Source organism: Nocardia sp. N2S4-5 (assembly GCF_044628355.1).
Lineage (GTDB): Bacteria > Actinomycetota > Actinomycetes > Mycobacteriales > Mycobacteriaceae > Nocardia > Nocardia wallacei_B.
On sequence record NZ_JBIUPM010000001.1, the window covers coordinates 746206 to 756858 of the forward strand.

Genomic DNA, 10653 nt, shown 5'->3' on the forward strand with positions numbered 1-10653 from the left:
CCCGTTCAGCGGGCGGCGCGGGGAATCTCCAGCTCGCGCCAGATGTCGTCGAGCGCGGCGGCGAACTTCTCGACATCGGTCGTGTCGTGGGTGGCCGACGGGGCGACGCGCAGAATCGCCTCGCCCGGCCGCACACTCGGCGCGTCGATGGGCTGGACATAGATGCCGTAGCGCTCCAGCAGCAGCGCCGACGCCCGGCGGCACAGCCGCTCGTCCCCGATGAACACCGACACGATGTGTGACATCGGCGAGATGAACGGAATGCCGTGCCCGTTCAGGAGCCGGTGCAGCAGTTGGGCATTGGCGCGCAGCCGGGTGCGCTCGACCTCGGAACCGGACAGATGGCGGACGGCGGCCAGCGCGCCCGCGGCGATGGCGGGCGGCAGCGAGGTGGTGAAGATGAACGACCGCGAGAACGCGCGCACCGCCTCGATGAGCGGCGCGGGACCGGCGACGTACCCGCCGATCGTGCCGAACGCCTTCGCCAGCGTGCCCATCACCACCGTGAACTCGTCGGCCAGGCCCTCGCGGGCGGCGATTCCGGCGCCGCGCGGCCCGTACATGCCGATCGCGTGCACCTCGTCGATGTAGGTGGTGGCGCCGAAACGCCGGGCCAGCTCCGCGATCTCGGCCAGGGGCGCGAGATCGCCGTCCATCGAGTACACCGATTCGAACACGATGAGCTTGGGGCGGGCCGGATCGGCCGCGGCGAGCAACTCGGCCAGGTGCGCGGTATCGTTGTGCCGGAAGACGTGTTTGTCGGCGCGGCTGTGCCGGATGCCGTCGATGAGGCTGGCGTGATTCTTCTCGTCGGAGAAGACGATCGTGTCCCGGGTGCGGCCGGCCAGCACCGACAGCGCGCCGTCGTTGGCGGTGTATCCGGTGCTGAACAACAATGCGGATTCCTTGCCGTGCAGGGCCGCCAGCTCCTGCTCCAGCAGCACGTGATACCGGTTGGTGCCGCTGATGTTTCGCGACCCGCCTGAACCGGCGCCGTAACGGTCCACCGCGGCCTTGACCGCGTCCAGCACGAACGGGGCCTGACCCATGCCCAGATAGTCGTTGCTGCACCACACGCTGACCTCGCGTTCGCCGCCCTCGGCCGCGCCGTGGGCGATGGCGCTGGGGAAATGGCCTGCGCGGCGGCTGATTTCGAGGAAGTGGCGGCGGCCTTCGCCGAGCTGCGCCACCTCGCGCGAGAAGAATTCGAGCAGTTGTGTCATGGCGATCGAGTCACTCTCTGCTTGGTGGCGGACGCGAACGACGAAACGAGCGCTCGCCGGGCGGCGCAATGCATTCACCACATTAGCGGCGAGCGACATTTTCCGGCAAGATGATGCGGGAATGTTTGTGTGGTCGCCCCCCGAACGATCTGAGGCTGTCGTGGAGATGTCGGTTGCGGCCGTGCTGGCCGAAACAGCAAGCCGGGCAGGCGAAGACACCGCTCTGGTGTGCGGAGATGCCCGAGTGAGCTACCGGGCGCTGTGGGCGCGGGCGATGCGGTTCGCCGAACGGCTGCGTGCCCGGGGCCTCGGCCGCGGCGACCGCATCGCATTGTTGCTGACCAATACGCCCGCATTCCCGGTGGCCTATTTCGGCATTCTCGCGGCAGGCGCTACCGTGGTGCCGGTCAACATTCTGCTGCGGGCGGAGGAGATCGCCTACCTGCTGCGCGACTGCGCGGCGGCAGCCCTGGTGTCCGAGCCGGCGCTGCGCCCGAGCGCCGAGGACGCCGCCGGAGCGGCGGGCGTCGAGATCATCGAGTTCGCGGAGACACCGGAGATCGATGACCCGAAGTGTGGCGCCGCGGCCGATTACGTACGTACCGACGGCGATGAGGTCGCGGTCGTGCTCTACACGTCGGGCACCACCGGCCACCCCAAGGGCGTCCTGCTCACCCACGCGAATCTCGTCACCAACGTCACCGTCACCATGCTGTCCCCGTTCGCGTTCGGCCCGGCCGACGTGCTGCTGGGCGCGTTGCCGCTGCACCACACCTTCGGCCAGATCTGCGGCATGTGCGTGTGTTTCCGGGCCGGGGCGACACTGGTGCTGATGCCGCGGTTCGACGCCGCCCACGCCCTGGAACTGCTTGCGGCCGAACGCTGCACGGTGTTCATGGGGGTGCCGACGATGTACTTCGCCCTGCTCGACGCGGCGGGCGCGGGCGTCGAATCCGCGCTCGACCGCGCCTACTGCGGCGGCGCGCCGCTGTCCCCGCAGACCCTGCGGCGCTTCCGATCCGTCTTCGGCTGCGAGATCTACGAGGGCTACGGATTGACCGAGGCCTCACCGGTCGTCGCCTACAACGCTCCGGGCGCGCCGGTGAAGCCGGGCACCGTCGGCCGCGCGATCTGGGGCGTGCGCGTGGAGATCGCGCGCAGCGACCTGGACGGTCGGATCGAACTGCTGCCCGACGGCGAGGTCGGCGAGATCGTGGTCCGCGGGCACAATGTCATGGCCGGCTACCTGAACCGGCCCGACGCCACCGCGGAGGTACTGGTCGACGGCTGGTTCCGTTCGGGCGATCTGGGCCGCAAGGACGAGGACGGCTATCTGATCGTCGTGGACCGCAAGAAGGACATGATCCTGCGCGGCGGGTACAACGTGTATCCGCGCGAACTGGAGGACGTGCTGATCGATCACCCGCGGATCGCGCAGGTTGCGGTGATCGGCGTGCCGGACGAGCGGCTCGGCCAGGAAGTCTGCGCCGTCGTGATCGCCCGGGGCGGCGCGGCCGCGGCCGGTCAGGCGGCCGACGAGATCGTCGCGTGGAGCCGGAATCGGCTGGCCGCCTACAAGTATCCGCGGCGCGTGGTGTTCGTCGACGAATTCCCGCTGGGGCCGAGCGGGAAGGTGCTCAAACGCGAGTTGGCCGCGCGGATCGGCTGATCACTCGCGGCGGTCAGGGCGCGGCGGCCTCGCTCCGCAGCAGCTGCTTGTCGATCTTGCCGGAGCCGATGACCGGCAGCTCGCCGCGGAACTGCACGATCGCGGGCGCGTGCCGCGGCGACATCCGGTCCCGGACATGGTCGCGCAGCGCCTCGGCGGTGGCGGCGGCCGACGGCTTGAGCACCACGGCCGCGTGGATCCGTTCCACCCGGTCGGCGTCCGGCGCGCCGAAGACCGCCGCCTGCGCAACCGCCGGATGGGTGAGCAGTGTCTTCTCCACCTCCGCGGGATAGACGTTCACGCCGTCGAACTTGATGCGATGCTGCAGCCGGTCGACCAGGTACAGGTAGCCGTCGGCGTCGACGTGGCCCAGGTCTCCGGTGTGAAACCAGTTGCCGCGCAGCGTGTTCGCGGTGCGTTCCGGATCACGGAAGTACTCGGTGAGAATGCCGGGCGAGCTGACGCAGATCTCGCCGATCTCCCCGGCGGCCAGGTCGCGGCCGGTATCGGGATCGCGGACCGCCACGCGCGCCTGCCAGGACGGCCGACCGACCGAACCGCGTCGCCGCGCGTCGGTGTGGTCCTCGCGCTCCAACCGGCCGATCTCCCAGCATTCGGTGGTGCCGTAGGACTGCACCAGGATCGGGCCGAGCGCGCCGACGGCCTGCGCCAGGCGCTCGGGCGAGGCCGGAATGCCCCCGTACATCAGCGTATTCAGGCTCGACAGGTCGGTGGCGGGCAGATCGGGATGATCGAGCACCTGATACACCTGCGGTGTCGCCCAGAAGACCCGGGTGATGCGATGCGCGGCGAGCGCGCGCAGTACCGCACCCGGCTCGAAACCCGCCAGCACGTGCAGCCGTCCGCCCGCGGTGAGCACGGCGTCGGCGATGGGACCCACGGTGTGGCTCAGCGGTGTGGTCACGAGCATGTTGGTGTGTTCGTCGCCGAGCATCGTCTCGACGGCATACCGCCAGGCCCGGTAGGACCGGCAGATACCTTTGGGGCGGCCCGTGGTTCCCGTCGTGTAGGTGATCACGGCCAGATCGTCGGCGGCCGCCGGAAAGGGATCGGGCAGTGCGCCGGGGACGTCCGCCGCGAGATCGACCGCGTCGTGCCCGCCGCCGTACGCCCCGAGGTCGATGCGGCGGTCCAGCGCGGCGCGCAGCCGCCGCGCGCGCTCGAGATGCTCGGCGTCGACGGCGAGGAAGCTCGCGCCCGTCTCCCGGAGGATGCCGAGCTGCTGATCGTCCGGCAGCGGTTCCAGCGAACTGGCCGCGTTGGTGGAGCGCAGATAGACCACGGCCGCCCCGACGAGATTCGCGGCGTAGCGTACGAACAGCATGATCGGGCTGTTCGAGTCCGCGAGGACCGCGACCGTGTGGCCGGGGCCGATGCCGGACCGGGCCAGCGCACCGGCCGCCGAGACAATGGCGTCGGCGCATTCCCGCCGGGTGTAGCCGCCGCCGGGCCGGCCGATCGCAATGTCGTCGGGCCGGTCCGACAATGCGGACAGAATCTTCGATACATACTGATCGGAGCCGCTCTGCGTCGCGGAATGGGCTGCTGGCCTGGGCATCTGGTGCTCCCGTCTACCGGCCGGATGAGTGCGGTGCGGGCGGCGCCCCGCCTCGATCATCGTAGAAGACGAGTGCGGCCGGGGCCATCGAAACATTCTCACCGCGTTCCGAAGAATGTTGTGCCGGCGGCTCGACGCCCTTCTCCGGAATGCCGTCTTCCGCTACTGTGGAGCCCGAACAATGTGAAAGAACCTGTGGGCGAGCCGATCCCGGTCGGCGGGGGATCCCGGGGCGCATTGTCGTGGTACCCGCACGTTCGAGGGAGGTCCGCCGTGAATTCCGTCCCGCAGGTCCCGGCGCCGATGGCGCTCATGGAGATGATCGGCAACGGCTCGTTCGCGCAGGCGATCTATGTCGCCGCCAAGCTCGGCATCGCCGACGTGCTGGCGGCCGGTCCGCTGGACGCCGCGCAGATCGCCGCCCGCGCGGACACCGACGCCGACGCCACCTTCCGGCTGCTCCGGCTGCTGTCCAGCCGCGGGGTCTTCCGGATGGAGCCGGACGGCCGCTTCGCCCTCAACGAATTGTCCGACCCGCTGCGCTCCGACGCCGAGGTGTCGATCCGGCCGTGGTCGCTGTTCATCGGCTCGCCGGAACACCGCGAACACTGGTCTCACCTGGACGAGGCGGTGCGCACGGGCACGGCTGTGGTGCCCGGGCTGCGCGGTATGTCGTTCTTCGAATTCACCCGCAGCAACCCGGAGTTCGGCAAGGTGTTCGACGACTCGCAGACCAGCGTGTCGGGGCTGACGCTGCGGGCGGTGCTGGCCTCCCACGACTTCTCGCCGTATCCGGTGATCGTCGACGTCGGGGGCGGCAACGGGCGGCTGCTCGGCGAGATCCTCACGCGGACACCGGATTCGAGGGGCGTGCTGTACGACACGGCACCGGTGGTCGACGGCGCGCGGGAGCGGCTGAGCGCCTTCGGCGACCGTTGCGCCATCACGGCCGGATCGTTCTTCGACGCCGTCCCGTCCGGCGGAGATGCCTACATTCTCAAGCACGTGCTGCACAACTGGAGCGACGACGAGGCGCGCACCATTCTCGGCAACATCAAGCAGGCGATGTCGCCGGAGGGCCGGCTGCTGATCATCGAGATCCTGCTGCCCGAGGGCAACGCGCCGAATCTGGGCTTCCTGACCGACCTGAATCTGCTGGCCCTGTTCGGCGGCAAGGAGCGCACCGAGCGGGAGCACCGGGAATTGCTGGCGGCCGCCGGATTCGAGGTCGAACGGGTCGAGCCCACGCCCGCGGCGGTTTCGATCATGGTGGCCCGGCTCGCCTGAGCGCGATCCGGCGGGCAACGACGAGGAGACCGAGATGACCGAACCGGCGGCCGATGTGCGCTCGTTCCCGATGCCGCGCGAGGCGCGCTGCCCCTTCGATCCGCCGCCGGAACTGCGGCGCGCGCCGCCGGTGTCGCGGGTGCGGATCTGGGACGGCAGCGAACCATGGCTCGTGACCGGCTACCGCGCGGTGCGCGCGCTGCTGGCCGATCCCCGGGTCAGCGCCGACGCGACCCGGCCGGGCTATCCGTTCTCGACGGTCGCGCTCGCCGCGAGTGTCAAGCGCGGCAACACCTTCATGTCCATGGACGATCCCGAGCACGCGGTATACCGCCGCATGCTGACGAGCTACTTCTCGATCAAGCGGATCGAAGCCATGCGCCCGGGGATCCAGCGGATGGCCGACGACCTGGTCGACGCGATGCTGCACGCCGGCGACGCGGCCGATCTGGTGGCGGCGTACGCGTTGCCGCTGCCGTCCATGGTGATCTGCGAATTGCTCGGCGTGCCCTACGACGAGCGCGAGCGGTTCCAGCGGCTGGCGGGCACCTCGATCTCGACCACGTCCACCGCCGAGCAGGCCCTGGCGGCCGCCGACGAGATGCTGGGGCTCATCGGCGCGGTGGTCACGGCCAAGCGGGCGCGGCCCGGACCGGACATTCTCACCCACCTGGTGTCGCAGGGCGAGCTGTCCGACCGCCAGATCGCCGGTATCGGCCGGGTGCTGCTGCTGGCGGGACACGAGACGACGGCGAACATGATCGCGTTGGGTGTCGCCGCGCTGCTCGCGAATCCCCTACAGCTGCGGCGATTTCGCGACGCCGACGACCCGGCGTCGACCGCCGGTGCGGTGGAAGAGATCCTGCGCTATCTCACCATCGTCCACCACGGCAGGCGTCGGGTGGCGCGCGAGGACCTCGAGGTCGAGGGCACCCTGATCCGCGCGGGCGAGGGGCTGATCCTGGCCATCGAGTCCGCCAACCGCGATCCGAGCGCCTTCGAGGGCGATCCGGATGTGCTCGACGTCGCCCGGCCCGCGCGCAACCACCTGGCCTTCGCCTTCGGCCCGCATCAGTGCCTGGCGCAGGCGCTGGCCCGGGTCGAACTCCAGGTCGCCTATCGCACGCTGTTCCGCCGGATCCCGGGCCTGCGTCTCGACGCCGACCTCACCGCTCTGCCGTACAAGCACGATATGCGCATCTACGGCCTGCACGCGCTGCCGGTGCGGTGGTGAGCGGGCCCGCGCCGACCGGCGGCACGGTGACCGTCGACCGGGACCGCTGTATCGGTGCGGGGCACTGCGTTTCGGCCGCGCCCGGCACATTCGATCAGGACGACGCGGGCCTGGTCGTGCTTGTCGCGGGCGGCGCGGCGGCGGACGGCGACGACGTGCGCGCGGCCGCCGAACTGTGCCCGGCGGCCGCCATCGCGCTCGTCACCGGTGCGCCCCCGCCGGGACACCGCAGAGAATTCGATTGATGTTGGCCTCGTCGAAGAACTCGACCGGCGACACGATGCCCGCGTTGATCGCGGCGAACGCGTCCATCGCCTCCTGATTGCCCTGCATCGCGCGAACCAGCCGCTCGAAATCGGCGGACGCGGGTTCCAGCCGGGACATATGGGTGGTGTGCTCGTACACCGCCTCGTTGCGTGCATCCCGGGTGCGCTGATAGTCCGCCATGGCGGCATCGAACGACGCTGTCCCGGTGAAGGTCCGATCGATCGCGGTGCTCAGCAGCTCGGCCCCCTGGAAGGCGTCGGTGATGCCGAGCGCGGTGATGGGGTCCTTGTTGTAGGCGGCGTCGCCGACCAGGGCCCAGCCGGGACCGTAGGGCTTGCGGAAGTAGTTGGCCACGGCCGCGCCGACGAACGGCTCGACCCGGGTCGCGCCGCGCACGCGTGCCGCGAACTCCGGCGAGAGTTCCAGTGTCCGCAGGTAATTGCGCTCTATGTCGGCTCGGAACTCGTTGCGCCGCGCCATCGGCCAGGCGACCACGAGCATGGTGAGCCCGTCGTTGGTGGGCTGGGCCGCCCACACCCGGCCGGGGCGGATCACCACCTCGAATCCGTCGACGGGCAGGTCCCGCCAATAGGTGTAGTACTGGTACTGGCCCTTGGGATGCTCGTTGTACCGTTCGGCGCCAACGGCTTTGGCGATGCGAGAGTCGCGGCCGTCCGCGCCGACGACCACCCGGGCGCGCTCCACCACGGAGGCGCCCCGCGCGGTGTGCCCGATGACACCGACCACCCGGCCGTCCTCGAACACCGGCGCCTCGACGGTGAAGTGCTCGCGCACCTCCGCGCCCGCGGCCACGGCCCCGTCGACCAGGATCTTGTCCAGCAGCGTACGCCGCGGCGCGTACGCGGTGCTGTGGCCCGTGGCCGTGCGGGCCGTGCCGGACAGCCGCACCGGTCCGCTGTCGAAGCCGAAATCGAACGTGTACTTCTCGATGGGCGGGGTCCCCGCCGCGACCACCGGAGCCAGCAGGCCCCATTGTTCGAGCAGCGCCACCCCGGGAGCCTGCACCATGTGCGTGGACACCGTGTCGCTCGGGAATGTCGAACGGTCTACCAGTAGCACACGATAGCCCTTGCGCGCCAACAACATTGCGGTGGGTGCGCCCGAGCAGCGAGCCCCGACGACAATGACATCGTATTTTGTCGTCATTGCTCGTATCCTTCCTAGGAAGCGTGATCCGACAATGAAATCACTGTAGCGTTGTACGAGCATTCCGGCGAACATTGTTGTGCGGCCGGAGCCCGACGGTGAAGGAGTGCCGATGACTACCGACCTGCGCACCGGCTCGGTGCGAGTGCCCGGGGCGACCCTGCACTACGAACTGCGGGGCGAGGGCCCGCTGCTGCTGATCTCCGACAGCGGCGGCGGTGAGGTCCGGCGCAGCACCGAGATCGCCGCGCGCCTCGGTGACGCCTTCACCGTCGTGACCTACGACCGACGCGGTTTCGCCCGCAGCCCGCTGGACCGGCCCGGCGCCCCGGTGCCCGTCGCCGTCCACGCCGACGACCTGCGCCTGCTGCTCACCGAACTGACCGACGCACCGGCGCACGTCCTCGGATGCGCGCTCGGTGTCCTGCCCGCGCTGCACGCCGTACTCGCCGCGCCCGCATTGTTCGCGACGGTGGTCGCGCACGAACCGCTCGCGCCCGCCCTGCTCACGGGCGCGGATCGGGCCGAACACGTGGCCGCCTTCGAGGAATTGGAGGCCGACTACCGCGAGCGCGGCCTGCCCGCCGCCGTGGTGCGCATTTCCGCGATGCTGGGGGCGGGCGCCGCCGCGCAGCACCGCGTCCAGCACAGTCTCGACCACGATGCCGCGGCCACCGACCCGGCCGTAGCGGGCCAGCGCACCGCCAACTTCGACTTCATCCTGACCAACGAGATCCCGCAGGCGCGAACCACTCCGGTGGATGTCACCGCGCTGCGGAACACGCCCGTGCCCGTCGTCGCGGCGGTGGGCGAGGCGACCGACCCGGCATTGTTCGGCAGTCGCTGCGCCCACGCCCTGGCCGCCGCGCTCGAGACCGCGGCGGTGCCATTCCCCGGTGGCCACAATGCGCATTTCACCCATCCCGTCGAGTACGCGCGGCGGCTGCGCGACGTGCTCGGCCGGCGATCCGCGCCGGCACAGCCCTGAGGAGATCGACCATGAGCCAGACGACCGCGGCCGTCTTCAATCCCTTCGAACCGGGGTTCACCGACGATCCCTATCCGCAGTACGCGCGACTGCGGGCGGAGGCCCCGGCGCACGAACATCCGCTCGGGTTCTGGTTCCTCGGCCGGTACGCCGATGTGCAGGCGATGCTGCGGTCCGAGCAGTCCGTCGAACTGGAGAACCTCGGGCCCGGCCGCTATCGCGACATGAACGAGCAGCTCTACGGCCGGGTCGGCACGCCGCGGCTGGGCGGGTTGTCGATGCTGGACCGCGATCCGCCGACGCATACCCGGCTGCGCAAACTGGTCACCAAGGCATTCACCCCCCGTGCGGTGCAGGCGCTCGAGGCCCGGATCGCGACACTGGTCGAGGCCCGGCTGGACGAGATCGCGGCCGCGGGCACCACCGATCTCGTTGCCGCGCTGGCCTTCCCGCTGCCGTTCGAGGTCATTTCCGCGATGCTCGGCATGCCCGACACCGATCACGTCCGGGTGCGGGAGCTGGCGGCGGTGCTGGCACGATCCTTCGAGCCCGGTGTCGATCCCGAACTGGCTCGCGCGCTCACCGCGGCCGACGAGGAGCTGGCGGGGATCGTGCGGGAGGTCATCGCGTGGAAGCGCGCCCACCCGGCCGACGACCTGATGTCGGCGCTCATCGCGGCCGAGGACGACGGCGATGTCCTGGACGACGACGAATTGGTCGCGCAGGTCGAACTCATCTACTTGGCGGGCTACCACAACACGGTCAACTTCATCGCGAACGGGACGCTGGCGCTGCTGCGCAATCCCGATCAGCTCGCGGCGTTGCGCGCGGAACCCGGCCTGATCGATAACGCGATCGACGAGGTGCTGCGCTACGACGTGCCGACGCAGGCCCTGCGGCGAATCACCGTGCGGCCGTTCCCCGCCGGTGATGTCGTCATCCCGGCCGGCGCGTTCGTGCTGACCAGCCTCGGCTCGGCGAACCGGGACGAACAGTTCTGGGGACCGGATGCCGACCGGCTGCGCCTGGATCGCGAGAACGCGCGAGCGCACCTGTCGTTCGGCGCCGGTTCCCGGTTCTGCCTGGGTTCGGCACTGGCCCGGATGGAGGGGCGGCTGGCGATCGGCGGCTTGGTGCAGCGGTTCGGCAAGCTCCGGCTGGACGGCGACGTCCGCTGGAACGGCCGGGTGAACCTGCGCGGGCCGGAGACGCTGCCGATCTCCGTCTGACCCGCACCGT

9 protein-coding genes are annotated in these 10653 nt (G+C 70.2%); 6 read left to right on the plus strand and 3 right to left on the minus strand.

Annotation, left to right across the window (positions count from 1 at the left end; genetic code table 11):
• Positions 1-5: 5 nt before the first annotated feature.
• Entirely contained in the window at positions 6-1223 is a 1218-nt protein-coding gene (gene hemA, locus ACFMRZ_RS03500) for a 5-aminolevulinate synthase (protein ID WP_400177881.1), read from the minus strand.
• Positions 1224-1389: 166 nt separating this feature from the next.
• On the opposite strand from hemA, the gene ACFMRZ_RS03505 reads away from it, so the two are divergent.
• A complete protein-coding gene (locus ACFMRZ_RS03505) occupies positions 1390-2892 on the plus strand; it encodes a long-chain fatty acid--CoA ligase (protein ID WP_400182758.1) in 1503 nt (500 codons plus the stop codon).
• A gap of 13 nt (positions 2893-2905) precedes the next feature.
• Here ACFMRZ_RS03505 and ACFMRZ_RS03510 read toward each other — a convergent pair whose 3' ends face one another.
• Positions 2906-4471 carry an AMP-binding protein gene (locus tag ACFMRZ_RS03510; RefSeq protein WP_400177882.1) on the minus strand — a complete coding sequence of 522 codons (1566 nt, stop codon included), beginning with the start codon at positions 4469-4471 and terminating at the stop codon, positions 2906-2908.
• Positions 4472-4744: 273 nt separating this feature from the next.
• Between ACFMRZ_RS03510 and ACFMRZ_RS03515 the strand changes: the two genes are divergently transcribed.
• From ACFMRZ_RS03515 to ACFMRZ_RS03525, 3 genes are read left to right on the plus strand one after another with little or no spacing between them, the layout of a single operon-like run.
• Entirely contained in the window at positions 4745-5758 is a 1014-nt protein-coding gene (locus ACFMRZ_RS03515) for a methyltransferase (RefSeq protein WP_400177883.1), read from the plus strand.
• Between the two features lie 34 nt (positions 5759-5792).
• Positions 5793-6992, plus strand: coding sequence for a cytochrome P450 (locus ACFMRZ_RS03520; protein ID WP_400177884.1), 1200 nt, complete (start codon positions 5793-5795; stop codon positions 6990-6992).
• Entirely contained in the window at positions 6989-7237 is a 249-nt protein-coding gene (locus tag ACFMRZ_RS03525) for a ferredoxin (protein WP_400177885.1), read from the plus strand. Before ACFMRZ_RS03520 ends, ACFMRZ_RS03525 begins: the two co-directional genes overlap by 4 nt.
• Here ACFMRZ_RS03525 and ACFMRZ_RS03530 read toward each other — a convergent pair.
• On the minus strand, positions 7194-8426 hold the full coding sequence (locus tag ACFMRZ_RS03530; protein ID WP_400177886.1) for an NAD(P)/FAD-dependent oxidoreductase: 1233 nt from the start codon (positions 8424-8426) through the stop codon (positions 7194-7196). The two genes, ACFMRZ_RS03525 and ACFMRZ_RS03530, sit on opposite strands and share 44 nt — an antisense overlap.
• Positions 8427-8538: 112 nt before the next feature.
• On the opposite strand from ACFMRZ_RS03530, the gene ACFMRZ_RS03535 reads away from it, so the two are divergent.
• Positions 8539-9414 (plus strand): alpha/beta fold hydrolase, encoded by an 876-nt coding sequence (locus tag ACFMRZ_RS03535; protein ID WP_400177887.1) that lies wholly within the window; start codon positions 8539-8541, stop codon positions 9412-9414.
• 11 nt (positions 9415-9425) lie between these two features.
• Positions 9426-10643 carry a cytochrome P450 gene (locus tag ACFMRZ_RS03540; RefSeq protein WP_400177888.1) on the plus strand — a complete coding sequence of 406 codons (1218 nt, stop codon included), beginning with the start codon at positions 9426-9428 and terminating at the stop codon, positions 10641-10643.
• The last annotated feature ends 10 nt before the right edge of the window (positions 10644-10653 follow it).

What these genes read in the sequence shown, in the direction of transcription:
- hemA (WP_400177881.1), bottom strand. Translation starts at nt 1,223, where the DNA reads ATGACACAACTGCTCGAATTCTTCTCGCGCGAGGTGGCGCAGCTCGGC.
- ACFMRZ_RS03505 (WP_400182758.1), top strand. Translation starts at nt 1,390, where the DNA reads ATGTCGGTTGCGGCCGTGCTGGCCGAAACAGCAAGCCGGGCAGGCGAA.
- ACFMRZ_RS03510 (WP_400177882.1), bottom strand. Translation starts at nt 4,471, where the DNA reads ATGCCCAGGCCAGCAGCCCATTCCGCGACGCAGAGCGGCTCCGATCAG.
- ACFMRZ_RS03520 (WP_400177884.1), top strand. Translation starts at nt 5,793, where the DNA reads ATGACCGAACCGGCGGCCGATGTGCGCTCGTTCCCGATGCCGCGCGAG.
- ACFMRZ_RS03530 (WP_400177886.1), bottom strand. Translation starts at nt 8,426, where the DNA reads ATGACGACAAAATACGATGTCATTGTCGTCGGGGCTCGCTGCTCGGGC.
- ACFMRZ_RS03535 (WP_400177887.1), top strand. Translation starts at nt 8,539, where the DNA reads ATGACTACCGACCTGCGCACCGGCTCGGTGCGAGTGCCCGGGGCGACC.
- ACFMRZ_RS03540 (WP_400177888.1), top strand. Translation starts at nt 9,426, where the DNA reads ATGAGCCAGACGACCGCGGCCGTCTTCAATCCCTTCGAACCGGGGTTC.